Genomic DNA, 17,297 nt, shown 5'->3' on the forward strand with positions numbered 1-17,297 from the left:
GGTAGCGGGTCAATGGCCGTGCGCGAGCAGCCGGAAGGCTGCGACCAGCCGTTCGTTGCCGGCATGGAAGGTCGTCGTGCCGTTGCCGCGGGTGCGCACGACCAGCCGCGGCACGATCAATGCCGACAGCCCGGGCACGCGGATCAGCTTGACCTGCGTCACATCGGCCAGGTCGATCGTGCGGCCCCATGGCGCGCTGTGGCTGATCCTGCCGTCGGCGATGCGGGTGCGGCAGGTCATCACATGCCACCAGCCGAGACAGACCGCGAACACCGCGAGGCCTGACAGCAGCCACTGGTCGCTGCCGACGCCGTCCCAGCCGCCGGCTCCTGCTGCCTGCACGCCGAGCACGCCGAGCAGCCCAAGCACGCCGGTGGCGAGCAGTCGCCCGGTGAGCGGGAACGACGGTCCCTCGATCGCCGGCATCGCTTCGATGCCAGGCTCGGTGCCCGTATCGGTCGCTGTCGAGTTCATCGTCGTGCTCGTCATGGTGCCCTCGCTGGTGCCGGCGGAATGCTGAACAGATCCTGGATCGCCTTTGCGTCGTCGGGCTCGGAGGCACGTATGTCGGCCGCCGGCAACTCGACCTTGTCGATGTCGATCACCTTCGCCTTGTCGAGCATGCCGGTCACCGTCTGCGGCACCGCGATCACCAGCGCGACCAGCGCGAGCTGCATCACGATGAACGGTATCGAGCCGAGGTAGATGTCCTTCGACGTCACCGCCCGCGGCAGCGCGCCGTTCTTGAACAGCGTGTCCGAGATGCCGCGCAGGTAGAACAGCGCGAAGCCGAACGGCGGGTGCATGAAGCTCGTCTGCATGTTGACGCACAACATCACGCCGAACCAGACCAGGTCGATGCCGAGCTTGTCGGCGACCGGCGCGAGCAGCGGCAGGATGATGAACGCGATCTCGAAGAAGTCGAGGAAAAACGCGAGGATGAAGATGAAGATGTTGACGACGATCAGGAAGCCGATCTGCCCGCCGGGCAGGCTGGTCAGCATGTGCTCGATCCAGATGTGTCCGTCGACGCCCTGGAAGACCAGCGAGAACAGCCGCGAGCCGATCAGGATGAAGACCACCATCGCGGTGATGCGTGCCGTGCCGGCAAGTGATGCCACCAGCAGCGTCCAGGTCAGCCGCTTGTGGATCGCCGCCAGCAGACATGCGCCGACCGCACCCATCGCGCCGGCCTCGGTCGGCGTCGCGATCGCGGTGGTGATGCCGGGCAGGCCGCCCATGCTGCCGAGCACCGCGAAGATCAGGATGGCCGACGGCACGATGCCGCGCAGCGCCTTGATCCACAGGTCGCGGCCTTGCAGCGTGCGCGCCTCTGGCGGCAGCGGCGGCAGGTCGGCCGGTTTCAGGCGGGTCAGCACGAAGGTATAGATCGCGAACAGCAGCACCTGCAGCACCGCCGGTCCCCATGCACCCTTGTACATGTCGCCGACCGAGCGGCCGAGCTGGTCGGCCAGCACGACCAGCACCAGCGACGGCGGCACCAGCTGCGTGATCGTGCCCGACGCAGCGAGCACGCCGGTCGCATAACGCATGTTGTAGCCGTAACGCATCATCACCGGCAGCGCGATCATCGCCATCGCGATCACCTGGCCGGCCACCGTGCCGGTGATCGCGCCGAGGATGAAGCCGACGATGATCACCGAGTAGCCGAGGCCGCCGCGGCGCGGGCCGAACAGCTGGCCCATCGATTCGAGCAGGTCCTCGGCGAGGCCGCATTTCTCGAGGATCGCGCCCATCAGCGTGAAGAACGGGATCGCGAGCAGCAATTCATTCGACAGGATGCCGAGCACGTTCAGCGGCAGGTTGCCCATGAACGCGGCCGGAAACCAGCCCATCGAGATGCCGATCAGGCCGCACAGCAGGCCGAGCGCGGCGAGCGAAAAGGCGACTGGAAAACCGATCAGCAGGATCGCGATCAGCCCGCCGAACATGATCGGCGCGAACTCTTGCGGGTTCATTTGACGACCCTCCGGTCATTGCATGACTTCCTCCCCGGGGGAGGGCGAATGCCACCTTCGGGCGGCCGGGCGGTGGCATTCATTGCAGCGGCCTTTCGTAGTGCGCGTCCATCTCGAAGCAGTGCATCAGCCAGCCGCTCCTCTTGATGATTTCGGAGATGCCCTGCAGCAGCAGCAAGGCCATGCCGAGCGGGATCATCAGCATCACCGGCCAGCGGATCAGGCCGCCGGCATTCGGCGACATCTCGCCGCTTTCGACCATCCGCATGAAGACCGGCCAGGCCAGCACGAGCACCGCGGTCGTCACCGGGATCAGGAAAAACAACATGCCGAACAGATCGACGAGCACCTTGCCGCGCGTCGGGTACTTGGCGTAGACGACGTCGACGCGGACATGCTCATTGAGCCGCAGCACCTGCGCGGCGCCCAGCATCACGCAGCCGGCAAACAGATACCACTGCATCTCGAGCAGCGCATTCGAACCGAGGTCGAAGGCATAACGTGCAATCGCATTGCCCGCGCTGACCGCGCAGGCGATGCCTACAGCCCACTTGGCCAGATCGGCCATGCGGTCGTTCAGCGCATCGATCCATCGCGCCAATGTCAACAGCGCATCCATGATTCCTCCTCGCTCCAGACCCCTGTCCGGACACTGGCGAGAAGGTTACGGTTGGTCGCGTAAAGGGCGCGTATAAACAACGCGCTGCGCGATCGCGCAAACGGCTGCTGCTGCCGCGCGATCAGCCGATCGAATCGTTGTCGATGACGAGGCGATAGCCGACGCCGGTCTCGGTGACGAGGTGCACCGGATGGGCGGGATCGGCCTCGAGTTTCTGTCGCAACTGGCGGATATAGATCCGCAGGTAATGCGCCTGGTCGGCATGGCCCGGTCCCCAGACCTCGCGCAGCAACTGGCGCGCGGTGACGACGCGGCCGGCGTGGCGGCACAACACCTCGAGCAGCCGCCACTGGGTGGCGGTCAGGTGCACCTGCTCGCCGTCGCGCTGCACGGTCTTCGCGCTCAGATCGACCGTCGCCGGCCCGACGGTCAGCGCTGCCTCGCCTTCCAGTGTCGTCTGCGAGGCATGGCGCAGCGCGACCCGCAGCCGCGCATGCAGTTCGGCAACGCCGAACGGCTTGGTGACGAAATCGTCGGCACCGGCATCGAGCGCCTCGACCTTCTGCGCCTCCTGCGTGCGTGCCGACAGCACGAGGATCGGTCGTTGTGTCCAGCCGCGCAGTTCGCGGATCAGCGCGACGCCGTCGCCATCGGGCAGGCCGAGGTCGACGAGGTAGACATCGATGCGCCGATTGCCGGCGAGCGTGCGGCCATCGCGTGCGGTCGCGGCTTCATGCACCGCATGGCCTTCGGCTTCGAGCGTGGTTCGCAATAACTGGCGGATCGCCGGATCGTCCTCGATCACCAGCACCTGGACGACGCGTGGCCGCACCGGATTCATCGGGTTTCTCCATCATCAAGCTGCGGCCGCGCGGGTTGCGGCAGCAGTATCTCGAAACGGGCGCCGCCGTCATTGCGGGCGCTGATCGTTGCGCCGTGCAGCTCGGCGACCGCCGCGCAGATCGCCAGCCCGAGGCCGCGGCTGGCGCCGTCGCGGCCGTCGCCGGCGCGGTGGAATTTGCGGAAGATGCGCTGCTCCTCGCCGGGCGGTATGCCCGGCCCGTCGTCGCGCACCGTCAGTGTGCAACGGCCATCGCCGACATCGACGGCCATCTGGATGTGGCCGCGCTCGCCGGTATGACGCACCGCATTGTCGAGCAGGTTGACGAGCAGCTGGCCGATCAGTCGCGGGTCGCACCAGACCAGCGCCTCCGGATCGGCATGCAGATCGAGCCGGCGCCGGCCAAGGATCGGACGCACCGCAGCCTCGGCTTCGGCAAGCAGTTCATCGGCAGGGCACCACTCGGGCGCCAGCGCGATCGCGCCCTCCTGCAGCCGCGTCATGTCGAGCAGGTTGCTGGTCATCACATTGAGCCGCCGGGCCTGCTGCAGCAGCGATTCGAGCAATGCGCGCCGATGTTGCTCGTCGATCGCACCACCTTGCTCGAGCAGCGTCGTTGCGCTGCCGACGATCGTCGTCAGCGGCGTGCGGAAATCGTGCGACAGACCGGCGAGCAAGGTGTTGCGCAGCCGCTCGCGCTCGGTCTCGATCGCTGCCTGGACGCGGCGCTGCTCGGTCCGTGCCCGGTCCAGGCCGAGTGCGGCCTGGTTCGCCAGCGCGCGCACCAGGTGCCAGTCTTCCAGCGAGTCGCGGCCCGCCGGCAACGGCTGCAGTGCCAGCACGCCGAGCGCCTCGTCACCGACACGCAGTGGCAGGTAACGCAGCGGCGCGCCGGGTTCGATCTCGGTGCCGGCGCCGGCATCGCGGCCGCTCGCGAGCACCGTCGCGGCGAGCGTCGGATCAGGCTCGGGCATCTCTTCGTGTCTGATGCCGACACGCTGCGCCTCGCGATCCGCCGCCACCAGCATGCAGGCGCGCACCTGCAGCGACGATTGCAATGCGTCGGCCAGCGCCGCGCCGACGGCGTCGGCGCCACCGGCGCCGACCAGGCCGAGTGCGAGTTCACTTTGTGCCTGGGCGCGGCGGGCACGGGCTTCGGCCATCCGCGCATGGTCGCGCATGCCGGCGCCGAGGTGGCTGACCAGCCAGCCGGTGGCCAGCATCAGCGCAAACGCCAGATAGTCTTCCGGATCGGCCGGCTTCAGCGACCAGCGTGGCGCGACGAACAACAGGTCGTAGAGCGCAATCGCCGCAGCAGCGGCCGTCAGCGTCGCCGCCTTGCTGCTGCGCGACGCGATGAAGACGATGCCGGCGAGGTAGATCGTGATCAGGCCGTCCGGATGGAGCTGCGTCTCCAGCCATGCCGCCAGCGCGGTACAGGCCGACAACGTCGCCAGCACCGTGATCCAGCCGCCAGGCAAGCGCGGCTGCCAGCGGCGCTGCACCGGCACAGTGGCTTCGCCCGGCAAGGCCACGACGTGCAGCGTCACTTCCGGCAGTGACTGCGACAACATGTCGGTGAAATCGCTGAGCCGCGTGCGGTTGCCGGTCCAGTTCGAGCCGGCGAGCCGCGAGCGGCCGATCACCAGCATCGTCGCCTGCGCGCTGCGCGCGCGGTGGATCAAGGCCTCGACGGCTGCACTCGGCGCGTGGCTGCCGGTGCTGATGCGGCTGACGCGGGCGCCGCGGCGCTCGGCTTCGGTCAATGCGTCGAGCAGGCAGGCGCGGTGGCGGGCGGCACGCGATTCGGTCTCCAGCGTATCCAGGCCGACCACCGACCAGCTGCCACCGAGCGTCTGGTGCAAGCGGAATGCGGCCTCGACCAGCCGCGGCGCCTCGTCGTCGGCGAGCACCGCGAGCAGCAGCCGGGGTGAAGCCGGTGCGGTGGGCGCGACGGCAGCGGGATGTGGTGGCGGGAAGGTCATGGGGCAATGCAGCCGCGGTTATCGCATACGCGGTGTAAATGCCGCATATCGAAACCGGCTACGCGTGCAGGCCGTCCGTCGCCGGGCGAATGCAGCGTGGCAAAGCGAATCGACACCGCCCGCGCTGCTGAGCCTGGCTCAGAACCCGAGCTTGAAGCCGACGCTGAGCAGCTGCGGCCGGCCCGGCGCGATCTGCCGGCCGTACGACGCGTCGAGCCAGACGCGCTCGGCCGCCACCGTCCAGCGCAGGCCGACATTCCAGCGCGGCGCCTCGCGGTCGTCGCCGTGCAGTTCGGCGACCGGCGTCAGCGAACCGAGCGCGGCATGTTCAAAGCCGATGCCCCAGGGCGTCGACCTGCGCTTGGCCACTTCGTCGCGTGAGTGCCCGAGCTTCAGGTGCAGTGTTCCGATGTGGCCGAGCGGCCGGCTGTGGATCAGCGTCAGCGCGCTTGCCGCGTGCCGCCAGTTGCCGCCCGGAGAGCGGGAACCATCGATGCCGTAGCCGAGCGTCGTCATCGGCCGGCCTTCGTCGCCGGCGAGCGCAGTCTTGCCGGACAAGCCGAGCAGATCAGCGCGGGTGCCGGCGTCCTTCGCGCGGCCCGTTGCCAACGCCAGTTGCGTGTGGCGGCCGACGCCGCAGCCGAGTTGCAGCGTCTGCGTCGTCGAGCGGTCGGATCCTGCCCGCTGCCGCTCGGCCGCGCCTTCGAGTTCACAGGCACCGCGGTCGAGCACGCCGGCATCGTCTGTGTTCAGCGGGCGCCCGGCGTGGGCGGAGGTGGCTGCGAGGAGCAGCAGCGCGAGGAGGGCCGGAATGCGGGACATCGGAATGACGTGATCGAAGGGGAGGGACGGCGTCCGGCGCGGCGCGCCGGCGCGCCGCGATTGGATCACATCGGTCAGGTCCGCTGAGCTGCGGCTATCCGCGATCCGGCCGCGCGGCCGGATGCACGGCCGGTCGTCGGGTCGCCCGCTTGCTGCGCGTGCGGTTCAGCGCTTTGCCGACGGCCCGAGCAGCGATACCAGTTCCGGCACCAGCGCCTGGTTGCCGCCCTTGGCCAGCGCCGACTCGAGCGTGCCGAGGACGGCTGCCGCGATGTCGTTCGGCGCGCCGGCGGTTTCGGCCATCGCGTTGTAGTAGCCGAGGTCCTTCGCGGCATTGGCGATCGAGAAGCGCAGCCCGGACGGGTCCTGGGCGAGCAGGTAGGGCTTGACCCGTTCGAGTGCGATGCCGCCGCCGCCGCCGGTCGCCAGCACCTGGACAAACGCCTCCGCGCCGACCCGGCTGCGTTGCGCGCAGGCGGCAGCCTCCGACAGCAGCGCCACCATGCCGAGCGACACATAGTTGTGCAGCAGCTTCATGCTGTGGCCGGCGCCGAGCGGGCCCATGTGGGTGATGTTTTCGGCGAAGCAGCGCAAGATCGGGCGGCAGCGCTCGAGCAGTTCGGTATCGCCACCGACCAGCAGGTTCAGCCGGCCTTCGGCAGCCTCCTTCGGCGTGCGCGTCATCGGCGCATCGAGAAAATGGCAACCGACCGCCTCGACCGCCTGCGCGACCTGGATCGTCGACGACGGCATCGCGGTCGAGCAGTCGATCACGATGCTGCCGGGGCGCAGGCCGGCGAGGATGCCGTCATCTCCCATCACGACCGCCTCGACCTGCGGCGATCCGGTCAGCACCAGGATCACGACGTCGCTGCGCGAGCCGAGTTCGCGCAGGCTGCGCACGGTCACCGCGCCGGCCGCCGTCAGCGCGTCGAGCGGTTGGTTGCCAACGTGTTCGAACAGCACCAGCTTGTGGCCGTGTTTGGCCAGATTGGTCGCGATGCCGTGGCCCATCAGGCCGATGCCGACCATGCCGATTGTTGTTGTCATGGGATCTCCAGAAATGGGGTGGTCAGGTGCGCAGCACGATCGGTTGCGCCGCGGCGCGCGATTCGAGCAGCGCATGGGCGGCCGCGGCGTCGTGCAGCGGGAATTCGATCGGTGCCTCCGGCGCGATCCAGCCGCGGTCGAAGGCATCGAACAGCGATGCCGCCATCTGTTCGAGGCGGGCCCGACCGGCGACATAGTGGAAGACGACCGGCCGCGACAGCGTCGTGCTGCGCGCCGCCAGCATCGACATCGCGACCGGCGGCACCGGGCCGGAGGCCTGGCCGAAATTGACCAGGTGCGAACACGGCGCCAGCGATGCCAGCGAGCCGGCGAAGCTGTCGGCGCCGACCGCGTCGTAGGCAACGTCGACGCCGCGGCCGCCGGTGATCTGCGCGACCCGCGCGGCAACGTCTTCGTCGCGGTACAGGATCACCTCGGTGCAGCCGGCAGCGCGTGCCGCCTCCGCCTTCGCCGCCGATCCGGCGGTGCCGATCACGCGTGCGCCGAGCTTGCTCGCCCATTGCACCAGCAGCTTGCCGACGCCGCCTGCTGCCGCCTGCACCAGCACCCAGTCGCCGTTTTTCACCTTGTGCACGTGGTGCAGCAGCATCTCGGCGGTCAGCCCCTTCAACAGCATCGCCGCGGCGCTGCGGTCGTCGAGGTGGTCCGGCAGCTTCAGCGCCAGGTCGGCGCTGAGCAGCCGCTCGCTGGCATAACAGCCGTAGCGGCTGGTGACATAGCCGATGCGGTCGCCGGGCCGGAATGCATCGACGCCATCACCGACCGCGTCGACGATGCCGACCCCTTCGATGCCCGGCGTGCCCGGCAAGGCCAGCGTGTTGTACTGGCCCGAACGGACATAGACATCATGGAAATTGACGCCGAGAAAGGTCTGGCGCAGCCGCAGCTCGCCGGCCGCCGGTGCGCCGACCTCGACCTGCTGCGCCTGCAATACGTCGGGCCCGCCGTATTGCTCGATCACGATCGCCTGCGCCATCAGAAAGTGCTCCCTCTCGTTTGAGTCATCCGTAGCCGTCCTATTTTCTGTCGACCGATTTCATTGACAGCATCATGCTGTCGAAGCTGCCTTCGGCGAAGCGTGACCACAGCACCTGGTCGTCGCGGTACTTGATGAAGCTGTCGAAGATCTTGCGCCAGGTCGCGTTTTTCGCCGACAGCTCGGCGAACAGGTCGTTTGCTTCCTTCCATGCGGCGACGCCGACTTCACGCGGGAATGGCTTGACGATGGCGCCGCCACCAACCAGCCGCCGCAGCGCATTCGGATTCAGCGTGTCATATTTGGCCTGCATGTCGATGTGCGCCTCGCTGCATGCCAGCGCGAAGATCTGCTGATAGTCCTTCGGCAACGCTTCGAAAGCCTTCGCATTCACGTACATCGTGATCTGGCCGCACGGGTCCCAGTAGCTCGGGTAGTGGTAGAACTTGGCGATCTTGTGCATGCCGAGTTTCTCGTCGTCGTACGGGCCGATGAACTCGGCGGCGTCGATCGTGTTTTTCTCGAGCGCGGTGTAAATGTCGCCGGCGGGGATGCTCTGCGGCACGACGCCCATGCGCTGCAGCACGACGCCGCCGAAGCCGCCGATGCGGAATTTCAGCCCCTTCATGTCGGCCAGGCTCTTGATTTCCTTGCGGAACCAGCCGCCCATCTGCGTGCCGGTATTGCCACACGGGAAATTGACGATGTTGTAGTCGCGGTAGAACTCGCGCAGCAGTGGCAGGCCGCCGCCGGCGTACATCCAGCTCGTCATCTGGCGCGAGGTCATGCCGAACGGCACCTGGCCGTCGAGCGCGAAGGTCGGGTCCTTGCCGAAGAAGAAGACCGATGCGGTGTGTGCGCATTCGACGGTGCCCTGCTGCACGGCATCGGCCACCTGCAGGGCGGGAACCAGTTCGCCGGGACCATGCACGCTGATCTCGAAATTGCCGTTGGTCGCTGCCGACACCTTCTTCGCCACCACTTCGGCGGCGGCATAAATCGTATCGAGGTTCTTCGGCCAGCTGGAGGCAAGCCTCCAGCGGACCTGCGGCTGCTGCGCACGCACGATGGCGGGTGCGGCGAGGACGGTGCCACCGGCGGCGGCTTGCAGCATCAGGCGTCGTTGCATCTCTGTATCTCCAAAGAGGGCCCCTCGGCCCGGTTGTGCCGCTTGCGCGGCGGGTTTGACTACTGGTATGATGAGTACATGAGTGATGATTATGAATCGACTGCAGTGAACAGTCAACGCGGTTTTTCTCCAGCCGAGGCGGGCGAGCGCATTTCGCGGCGCAAGCTGTCGCACGAGGTGCAGGAGCGGCTGCTTGCGCGCATCCGCTCCGGCGAGTTCGCGGTCGGTGCGTGGCTGCCGTCGGAACGCGACCTGATGCAGGGTTTCGGCGTCGGCCGGCCCGCGGTGCGCGAGGCGCTGCAGTCGCTCGAGCGCATGGGTCTGGTCGCGATCGTCCACGGCGAAGGCGCCAGGGTGCTGCCGCTGTCGGCGGACAAGGTGATCGGGCAGATCTCGGAAGCGGCGATGCATTTGCTGTCCGGCTCCAGCGACCTGGTCGAGCACTTGAAGGAAGCGCGGCTGCAGTTCGAGGTCGGCATGGCGCGGCTGGCCGCGCAGCGTGCGACAGCCGAGCAGATCGAGCAGTTGCGCCAGTTGCTCGACGAACACAAGGCAAGCGTCGACGATGCCGATCGTTTCCTGCAGACCGACATGGCCTTCCACCGCGGCATCGCGGCGATCACCGGCAATCCGATCTACAGCGCGGTGTCGCAGGCGATGCTGCAGTGGCTCGAGCAGTTCCACCACGAGGCGGTGCGCGCGCCGGGCGTCGAAAGCACGACGCTGGCCGAACACGTCAGGTTGTTCGACTGCATCGCCAAGCACGATGCCGATGGCGCCGCGAAGGCGCTGACCGCGCACCTGACGCGTGCCAACCGGCACTACGGAGTCCGGAACCCGCCGCCGAAACCTGCGGCTTCTTCTCGAAGGAAATCCAAGTGAAAGACCCCACCTGGCTGGAAGTGGCGCTGAACGGCCCCTGGTCGCGCAGCCGCCAGCCCAACATCCCGGTCCGCGCCAGCGAGATCGCCGAGGCGGCGCTCGCCTGCGCCGACGCCGGCGCATCGATCATCCACTTCCACGCCTACGACCCGGCGAGCGGCCGGCAGCGCGACGACTACGAGATCTATGCGCCGATCATCGAGCGAATCCGCTCCCGAGCCGACGTGATCTGCTACGGCACCTTGCCGTTTGCCGGCAGCATCGACGCACCGAACCCGCTGACGCCGCAGCAGCGCTTCAGCGCAGTCGACCAGTTGGTGCGTGCCGGCCTGATCGAGTGGTCGGTGGTCGACCCGGGCTCGACGAATATCAGCCATTACAGCGACATCGCAGCCGGCAAGGAAGGTTTTGTCTACGCGAATCCCGAAGCGCACATCCGCCATGGGCTGTCGCTCGCGCAGCAGCATCACATCACGCCGTCGTATGCAATCTATGAGCCGGGTTTTTTGCGCCTCGGTGCGGCGCTGCATCGCGCCTACCCGGGTGCGCCGGTGCCGATCTACCGGCTGATGTTTTCGCAGCACATCGCATTCGGCTTTCCACCGGCCGACTGGGCGCTCGACGCCTATCTGAAACTGCTCGAGCAGGAACAGCCCGGTGCGCCGTGGATGGTCGCCGGGCTCGGCGTCGAGCTCGGCGAGCTGGTGCCGGCTGCGGTCGAACGCGGTGGCCATGTGCGGGTCGGCCTCGAGGATGCGCCGATGGGCTGCACGCAGGACAACGTCGCGCTGGTGCAGCAGGCTCGGCGTCGCATCGAGCAGGCCGGCGGCAAGCTGGCCAGTGCGGCGCAGGTGCGCGAGCGGCTGCAACGCGATCTGCCGGCAAGGAGCTGACAAGATGGCACTGTTTCCAGCCGAATTCGAACGGCATCGCTTCGACGCAAGCGGCGCACAGATCAACTATCTGCGTGCAGGTTCGGGCACGCCGGTGCTGCTGCTGCACGGTTATCCGCAGACACACGCCTGCTGGCACGGCGTCGCGCCCGAACTGGCTCGCCGCCACACGGTGATCTGCCCGGACCTGCGCGGCTACGGCGATTCGTCGAAGCCGCAGGGGCTGCCGGACCACTCCAACTATTCGAAGCGCGTGATGGCGCAGGACATGGTCGAGCTGATGGCCTCGCTCGGTTTCGAGCGTTTCCAGCTGGTCGGCCATGACCGCGGCGGCCGCGTTGCGCACCGGCTCGCCGCCGACCATCCACAACGGGTGCACACGCTGACGGTGCTCGACATCTCGCCGACGCTGAAGATGTTCGAGCGCACCGACATGGCGTTTGCGAAAGCCTATTACCACTGGTTCCTGATGCTGCAGCCGCCGCCGCTGCCCGAGCAGATGCTGGCCGGCCGGGTGCCGTTCAACATCCTCGGCCGGGTCGGCCGCGACGAGCCCGACCTGGGCAAATTCGCCGACGAGGCGGTGCGCGAATATGTGCGCTGCTTCGACGATCCGGCGGCGATCCATGCCAGCTGCGAGGACTACCGCGCCGCCGGCACGATCGACCTCGAACACGACCGCGCCGACCGCGCCGCCGGCCGCAAGCTGCCGATGCCGGTGCTGGCCTTGTGGGGCGCCGACGGTGTCGTCGGCTCGATGTTCGATTGCCTTGCCGACTGGCGCGAGGTTGCCGACGACGTGACCGGCCGGGCGCTGCCGTGTGGCCACTTCGTGCCGGAAGAGGCGCCGGCGCAGACGCTGGCCGAGGTTTCGGCATTTTTCGACAAGCATCCGCTGGAGGCGGCATGAGCAGCAAGGATTTCGACACCCGCCACAAGAGCCGCGTGCTGCTCGAAGGCACCGACCGCGCGGTCGCACGCGGCATGATGAAGGCGGTCGGCTTCAGCGACGACGACCTGAGGCGTCCGCAGATCGGTGTCGCCCACTGCTGGATCGGCACGATGCCGTGCAACTGGACCCACCGCGAGCTGGCAGCGAAGGTGATGGAAGGCATCCGCGAGGCCGGCGGCACGCCGCTCGAGGTCAATACCGTCGCGATCAATGACGGCATCACGACCGGCACCGAGGGCATGAAAACCTCGCTGGTCAGCCGCGAGGTGATTGCCGATTCGGTCGAACTGGTTGCGCGCGGCCACATGTTCGATGCGCTGGTCGTGATCGCCGGCTGCGACAAGACGATTCCGGCGATGGCGATGGCGCTCGGCCGCCTCGACATTCCCGGGCTGCTGCTGTACAGCGGCTCGATCAAGTCGGGCGCCTGCCATGCGAAAGAAGGTTTGTTCGCCGGCCGCAAGCTGACGATCCAGGATATCTACGAGGCAATCGGCGCCTTCAATGCCGGGCGCATCAGCGAAACCGAATTCAGGGATGTCGAGGACCACGCCTGCCCGGGCGCCGGCGCCTGCGGCGGCCAGTTCACCGCGAACACGATGGCGACCGCCTGCGAGATGCTGGGGCTGTCGCCGATGGGTCTGGGCGGCATTTCCGCACCCGACGCCGCGAAGGCAGAGGCGGCCAGGCAGTGCGGCGCGATGGTGATGGACCTGCTGCGCGACGGCATCACGCCGCGCTCGCTGGTCACCCGCCGCAGCTTCGAGAATGCGATCACCGGCGTGATGGCGACCGGCGGCTCGACCAATGCGGTGCTGCACCTGCTCGCGATGGCGCGCGAATTCCGCGTGCCGCTGGCAATCGACGATTTCGACGTGATCTCGCGGCGCACGCCGGTGCTCGCCGATCTGAAGCCGTGGGGCAACTACACCGCACCCGAGCTGCACGAAGCCGGCGGCATGTCGGTGGTCGGCAAGCGGCTGCTGGAGGCTGGGCTGCTGCATGCCGACGAGTTGACGGTGAGCGGGCGGACGTTGCGCGACGAGGTCACGCTGGCGCACGAGCCGGATGGCCAGCGCGTGATCCGGCCGCTGTCGGATCCGCTGAAGCCGCAGGGCGGCATCGCGATCCTGCACGGCAACCTCGCGCCGGGCGGCTGCGTGATCAAGCTGTCGGGGCAGGCGAAGGCAGTGCACCGCGGGCCTGCGCGGGTCTTCGACCGCGAGGAAGATGCGTTCCAGGCGATCAAGGCCGGCCAGGTCGTTGCCAACGATGTGCTGGTGCTGCGTTTTGAAGGACCGAAGGGCGGACCCGGCATGCGCGAGATGCAGCTCGTCACCGGCGCGCTGCAGGGTGCCGGCCTCGGCGAGACGGTTGCCCTCGTCACTGATGGCCGGTTTTCCGGCGCGACGCGCGGCTTCGTGATCGGCCACGTGGTGCCGGAGGCGGTCGACGGTGGGCCGATCGCGATCGTGCAGGACGGCGACCCGCTGCTGATCGATGTCGCGTCGCGTCGCCTCGAGCTCGAACTGCCGGACGAGGTGATCCGCCAGCGGCTGCTCGGCTGGCAAGCGCCGCCGCCGAACGCCGCAGCGACCGGTGTGCTCGGCAAATTTGCGCGCCTGGTGTCCGACGCGTCGCAGGGCGCGGTGACCAGCGGTCTGCCCGACGTCGGGTGATGTCTCAACGCTGATCGTCGTCGCGCGCGCGGCCGGCGGTTTCCTTCAGTTCCTCGGTCAGCCACTGCGCCAGCGCCTGCGTTTCCGGGCGCGAGCGCAGGTGCGGCGCAATCCACAACGCGAGTTTGTGCGGCCCCGGTGCAAAGCCGAATGGCGCGACCAGCTTGCCCGACTGCAGGTCGTCGAGCACCAGCATGCGCGGCACCGGCGCGATGCCGAGGCCGCAGGCCGCGGCCTGGATCAGCACGTAGAAATGCTCGAAACGCTCGCGCGCCTGCAATTCCAGCCCGGTGATGCCGGCGGCCTCTGCCCACTCGGTCCAGGCATTCGGCCGCGTCTTCGTGACCAGCAGCCTCGCGTCGACCAGATCGGCTGGATCGACGATGCGCGCTTCGCGCATGTAATCGGGTGAGCAGACCGGACCGACCCATTCGGTGACCAGTTCGCGCACGACGACATCCTCCGGCGGCGCCACCATCGTATTGCGGATCGCGACGCCGATGTTCTCGCGCACGACGTCGACCGGCCCATAGTTCACGTTGAACTGCAGTTCGATATCGGGATGCCGCTGATTGAAGCGCACCAGCCGCGGGATCAGCCAGTGCGTCAGGATCGACGCCGAACACGACAAGGTCAGCGGGCCCGGCTTCAACTGGTCCAGCGTCGCCTGCATCAGCTTCAGGGCCGCGGCAACACCTTCGGCGAGCCGGGCGCCGTCCGGCGTCGGGTCGGTCGAGTGCGCGCCGCGTGTCAGCAATGCAAGCCCCAGCGTTTCTTCCAGTGCGCGGATGTGGCGGCTGATCGCGCCATGCGTGACCGACAGTTCGTCGGCTGCCGCAGTCATGCTGCGCAGACGGGCCGTCGCCTCGAAGGCGCGCAGTGCATTGAAGGACGGTCGGGTCGAGTTCGGCACGTCGTGACTTTTCATCACAGGCGGCAAAGTTTAAATCGTTTGTCCCACATGACACGCGCGCGGATAGTCCTGTTCATCGGACCACAGGCATCGGGCCTGCGGTTGCAACGACGGGAAAAACCAACGTGGTGATGCTGCGAAGCGACGGCGGTGAACGCGAGGAATTCAGGGCCCGCTATTTCGTCGAGAGCCCGGACCCGCTGCAGAAGGCGGCCGAGATCATCGCCGGCGAGCAGTCGTCCGGCACCTTCCTCGACGTGCCCGGCGAAACCGCCGAACTGAAGCGGCGCGCCCGCGCCCGCGTCACCCGCATCGATGCGCATCCGCCGGCGCTGAAACCGGCATTGCCGAGTGCGCTGGTCGAGCGGCGTGGCCATGCCGGTTTGTTCCACCGCGGCGAGATCGAGATCGCCTTTCCGGTCGACAACATCGGCGCGAACCTGCCAACGCTGCTCGCGACGGTGGCCGGCAACCTGTACGAACTTGGCGAACTGACTGGCGTGCGGCTGCTCGACCTGGAGCTGCCGACGTCGTATGCGCAACGTTTTCCCGGCCCGCGTTTCGGCGTCGCGGGCACCCGCGCCAAGGCCGGCGTCTTCGGCCGACCGCTGATCGGCACGATCATCAAGCCGAGCATCGGCCTCGATGCCGCCCAGACGGCGGCGCTGGTCGATACGCTGCTGGCCGGCGGCATCGATTTCATCAAGGACGACGAGCTGACGGCCGACCCGGCCCACGCGCCGTTCGAGCAGCGGCTCGCCGCAGTGATGCCGGTTGTCCATCGTCATGCCGACCGGCTCGGCCGGATGCCGATGTATGCGATCAACATCAGTGGCACGGTCGACGAGATGCGACGGCGGCACGACCAGGTGCTGCGGGCCGGCGGCACCTGCGTGATGGCCAGCATCAACTGGGTCGGCTTCTCGACCGTGCAGCACCTGCGGGAACACGGCGAGCTGCCGATCCATGGCCACCGCAATGGCTGGGGTGCGCTGACGCGCTCGCCGGAGCTCGGCATGTCGTTTGCGGCCTACAACAAGCTGTGGCGGCTGGCCGGCGTCGACCAACTGCACGTCGGCGGCCCGCGCGGCAAATTCTGCGAACCGGATGCGACGGTGATCGAGGCCGCGCGCAGCTGCCTGAAATCGTTCGGCGGCTCGACGCCGGTGATGCCGGTCTTTTCGTCCGGCCAATGGGCCGGCCATGCGCCGGAGCTGTTTGCCGCGCTCGGCAGCACCGACCTGATGCACCTGGCGGGCGGCGGCATCGTCAGCCACCCGGGCGGCGTTGCCGCCGGTGTTGCCAGCATGCGCGAGGCCTGGGAGGCCGCCGCCGCTGGTGTTCCGCTGCAGCGTTATGCCGACGAGCGCCCGGCGCTGCGCGCGGCGCTCGACAAGTTCGGCAGCCTGGTCTGAGCGCGCAGCCACCTGGTCCGATCGACGCTTTTCCACTTCACAGCAACCCCGGCTCGGCCGGCGCAGTACTGCCACACCGGCACCCCTCAACCCAGGAGACATCATGAAGAAACTTTCCATTCGCCTGATCGCCGCCGCGGCTGCGGTGCTGCCGCTCGCCGCCGTGGCCGACCCCGCCGCCGCGTTCAAGGAGCGCACGATTCGCGTCAGCCACGTCGTGCCGAAGGACCATCCGTTCCAGATCGGCATCGACCGCTTCTCCGAGCTGGTCGCGCAGAAGACCGGCGGCAAGATGAAGATGCGCGGTTATCCGGACGGCCAGCTCGGCGCCGAGCTGCAGTCGATTTCGGCCGCGCAGGGCGGCGTGCTCGAGATGACGCTGGTCTCGACCGCGGCAACCGCATCGGTGGTGAAGGAATTCGGCGTCTTCGATCTGCCGTTCCTGTTCAGTGACTTCAAGGAAGCCGACCTCGTGCTCGACGGCCCGGTCGGCCGCAAGCTGCTCGACAAGCTGCCCGAGAAAAACCTGATCGGGCTGTGCTATTTCGAGACCGGCTTCCGCCACGTGACGAACAGCCGCCGCCCGATAACGAAGGCGGAGGATCTGAAGGGTCTGAAGATCCGCACGATCCAGAACCCGGTTTTCATCGATGTGTTCAACACGCTCGGCGCGAATGCGACGCCGATGCCGTTCACCGAGGTCTTCACCGCGCTCGAGACGAAGGCGATCGACGGCCAGGAAACGCCGTACAGCAACATCCACGGCAACAAGTTCTACGAGGTGCAGAAACACGTCAGCAACACCGGCCACATCTACGGCGCGGCCGTCGTGCTGGTCGGCAAGAAATTCTGGGACCAGCTGAGCGGCGGCGAGCAGGCGCTGCTGCAGGAGTCCTGCCATGCCGCGCGCGACCATGAGCGCAGCTATAGCCGCACCGAGGATCCGAAGCTGCTGGCGCAGATCAAGGCGAAGGGCGCCGTCTATACGGAGATCGCGCCGGCCGAGCGCGCCCGCATGCGCGAGCTGCTGCAGCCGGTCTACGAGAAATATGCCCGCACGCTCGGCGAGGACGTCGTCAAGCAGACGCTGGCCGAACTCGGCAAGCACCGCGCCGCCAGCAAGTAAGGCTCTCGCGACGGC

At 67.7% G+C, this 17,297-nt stretch carries 16 protein-coding genes; 6 read left to right on the plus strand and 10 right to left on the minus strand.

Going from position 1 to position 17,297, the window contains the following annotated elements:
* Positions 1–9 precede the first annotated feature (9 nt).
* From ACNH6H_RS24240 to ACNH6H_RS24280, 9 genes are all read right to left on the minus strand, one after another.
* Positions 10–474 (minus strand): hypothetical protein, encoded by a 465-nt coding sequence (locus ACNH6H_RS24240; protein WP_418320831.1) that lies wholly within the window; start codon positions 472–474, stop codon positions 10–12.
* Between the two features lie 11 nt (positions 475–485).
* Positions 486–1,979 (minus strand): TRAP transporter large permease, encoded by a 1,494-nt coding sequence (locus tag ACNH6H_RS24245; RefSeq protein WP_418320832.1) that lies wholly within the window; start codon positions 1,977–1,979, stop codon positions 486–488.
* A gap of 79 nt (positions 1,980–2,058) precedes the next feature.
* A complete protein-coding gene (locus tag ACNH6H_RS24250) occupies positions 2,059–2,598 on the minus strand; it encodes a TRAP transporter small permease subunit (RefSeq protein WP_418320833.1) in 540 nt (179 codons plus the stop codon).
* Between the two features lie 121 nt (positions 2,599–2,719).
* Positions 2,720–3,439 carry a response regulator gene (locus ACNH6H_RS24255; protein ID WP_418320834.1) on the minus strand — a complete coding sequence of 240 codons (720 nt, stop codon included), beginning with the start codon at positions 3,437–3,439 and terminating at the stop codon, positions 2,720–2,722.
* Complete coding sequence (locus tag ACNH6H_RS24260; protein ID WP_418320835.1) at positions 3,436–5,424, minus strand: ATP-binding protein; 1,989 nt, start codon at positions 5,422–5,424, stop codon at positions 3,436–3,438. The genes ACNH6H_RS24255 and ACNH6H_RS24260 overlap by 4 nt, the downstream gene beginning before the upstream one ends.
* A gap of 138 nt (positions 5,425–5,562) precedes the next feature.
* Positions 5,563–6,246: a hypothetical protein gene (locus ACNH6H_RS24265; protein WP_418320836.1), complete on the minus strand. Its 684-nt coding sequence runs from the start codon at positions 6,244–6,246 to the stop codon at positions 5,563–5,565.
* Between the two features lie 165 nt (positions 6,247–6,411).
* Positions 6,412–7,371 (minus strand): NAD(P)-dependent oxidoreductase, encoded by a 960-nt coding sequence (locus tag ACNH6H_RS24270; protein WP_418320837.1) that lies wholly within the window; start codon positions 7,369–7,371, stop codon positions 6,412–6,414.
* Positions 7,319–8,293, minus strand: a complete 975-nt coding sequence (locus tag ACNH6H_RS24275) for a quinone oxidoreductase family protein (protein WP_418320838.1) — start codon at positions 8,291–8,293, stop codon at positions 7,319–7,321. Before ACNH6H_RS24275 ends, ACNH6H_RS24270 begins: the two co-directional genes overlap by 53 nt.
* Positions 8,294–8,333: 40 nt before the next feature.
* The gene (locus ACNH6H_RS24280) at positions 8,334–9,422 is read right to left on the minus strand and encodes a TRAP transporter substrate-binding protein (protein WP_418320839.1); all 1,089 of its coding nucleotides are present in this window, start codon (positions 9,420–9,422) and stop codon (positions 8,334–8,336) included.
* Between the two features lie 105 nt (positions 9,423–9,527).
* On the opposite strand from ACNH6H_RS24280, the gene ACNH6H_RS24285 reads away from it, so the two are divergent.
* From ACNH6H_RS24285 to ilvD, 4 genes are read left to right on the plus strand one after another with little or no spacing between them, the layout of a single operon-like run.
* Positions 9,528–10,304, plus strand: coding sequence for a transcriptional regulator NanR (locus tag ACNH6H_RS24285; RefSeq protein WP_418320840.1), 777 nt, complete (start codon positions 9,528–9,530; stop codon positions 10,302–10,304).
* Complete coding sequence (locus ACNH6H_RS24290) at positions 10,301–11,197, plus strand: 3-keto-5-aminohexanoate cleavage protein (protein WP_418320841.1); 897 nt, start codon at positions 10,301–10,303, stop codon at positions 11,195–11,197. Before ACNH6H_RS24285 ends, ACNH6H_RS24290 begins: the two co-directional genes overlap by 4 nt.
* A gap of 4 nt (positions 11,198–11,201) precedes the next feature.
* Positions 11,202–12,107: an alpha/beta fold hydrolase gene (locus ACNH6H_RS24295; protein ID WP_418320842.1), complete on the plus strand. Its 906-nt coding sequence runs from the start codon at positions 11,202–11,204 to the stop codon at positions 12,105–12,107.
* Positions 12,104–13,828, plus strand: a complete 1,725-nt coding sequence (gene ilvD, locus ACNH6H_RS24300) for a dihydroxy-acid dehydratase (protein ID WP_418320843.1) — start codon at positions 12,104–12,106, stop codon at positions 13,826–13,828. Before ACNH6H_RS24295 ends, ilvD begins: the two co-directional genes overlap by 4 nt.
* Before the next feature lie 4 nt (positions 13,829–13,832).
* Here the strand turns inward: ilvD and ACNH6H_RS24305 are convergent, their stop codons facing one another.
* Positions 13,833–14,756 (minus strand): LysR substrate-binding domain-containing protein, encoded by a 924-nt coding sequence (locus ACNH6H_RS24305; RefSeq protein WP_418320844.1) that lies wholly within the window; start codon positions 14,754–14,756, stop codon positions 13,833–13,835.
* Positions 14,757–14,872: 116 nt separating this feature from the next.
* Between ACNH6H_RS24305 and ACNH6H_RS24310 the strand changes: the two genes are divergently transcribed.
* Positions 14,873–16,156, plus strand: a complete 1,284-nt coding sequence (locus ACNH6H_RS24310; protein ID WP_418320845.1) for a ribulose-bisphosphate carboxylase large subunit family protein — start codon at positions 14,873–14,875, stop codon at positions 16,154–16,156.
* 103 nt (positions 16,157–16,259) lie between these two features.
* Positions 16,260–17,282 carry a TRAP transporter substrate-binding protein gene (locus ACNH6H_RS24315; RefSeq protein ID WP_418320846.1) on the plus strand — a complete coding sequence of 341 codons (1,023 nt, stop codon included), beginning with the start codon at positions 16,260–16,262 and terminating at the stop codon, positions 17,280–17,282.
* Positions 17,283–17,297 lie beyond the last annotated feature (15 nt).

The organism is Pseudideonella sakaiensis, from assembly GCF_048320135.1.
In the GTDB taxonomy this organism is placed as follows: Bacteria; Pseudomonadota; Gammaproteobacteria; order Burkholderiales; family Burkholderiaceae_C; genus Ideonella_A; species Ideonella_A sakaiensis_A.

Coding starts and splice junctions, on each gene's coding strand:
- ACNH6H_RS24310 (WP_418320845.1), top strand. CDS start 14,873: ATGCTGCGAAGCGACGGCGGTGAACGCGAGGAATTCAGGGCCCGCTAT.
- ACNH6H_RS24255 (WP_418320834.1), bottom strand. CDS start 3,439: ATGAATCCGGTGCGGCCACGCGTCGTCCAGGTGCTGGTGATCGAGGAC.
- ACNH6H_RS24250 (WP_418320833.1), bottom strand. CDS start 2,598: ATGGATGCGCTGTTGACATTGGCGCGATGGATCGATGCGCTGAACGAC.
- ACNH6H_RS24295 (WP_418320842.1), top strand. CDS start 11,202: ATGGCACTGTTTCCAGCCGAATTCGAACGGCATCGCTTCGACGCAAGC.
- ACNH6H_RS24280 (WP_418320839.1), bottom strand. CDS start 9,422: ATGCAACGACGCCTGATGCTGCAAGCCGCCGCCGGTGGCACCGTCCTC.
- ACNH6H_RS24275 (WP_418320838.1), bottom strand. CDS start 8,293: ATGGCGCAGGCGATCGTGATCGAGCAATACGGCGGGCCCGACGTATTG.
- ACNH6H_RS24305 (WP_418320844.1), bottom strand. CDS start 14,756: ATGAAAAGTCACGACGTGCCGAACTCGACCCGACCGTCCTTCAATGCA.
- ACNH6H_RS24270 (WP_418320837.1), bottom strand. CDS start 7,371: ATGCGCTGCTCGAATCGCGCGCCGCGGCGCAACCGATCGTGCTGCGCA.
- ACNH6H_RS24260 (WP_418320835.1), bottom strand. CDS start 5,424: ATGACCTTCCCGCCACCACATCCCGCTGCCGTCGCGCCCACCGCACCG.
- ACNH6H_RS24265 (WP_418320836.1), bottom strand. CDS start 6,246: ATGTCCCGCATTCCGGCCCTCCTCGCGCTGCTGCTCCTCGCAGCCACC.
- ACNH6H_RS24315 (WP_418320846.1), top strand. CDS start 16,260: ATGAAGAAACTTTCCATTCGCCTGATCGCCGCCGCGGCTGCGGTGCTG.
- ACNH6H_RS24240 (WP_418320831.1), bottom strand. CDS start 474: ATGAACTCGACAGCGACCGATACGGGCACCGAGCCTGGCATCGAAGCG.
- ACNH6H_RS24245 (WP_418320832.1), bottom strand. CDS start 1,979: ATGAACCCGCAAGAGTTCGCGCCGATCATGTTCGGCGGGCTGATCGCG.
- ilvD (WP_418320843.1), top strand. CDS start 12,104: ATGAGCAGCAAGGATTTCGACACCCGCCACAAGAGCCGCGTGCTGCTC.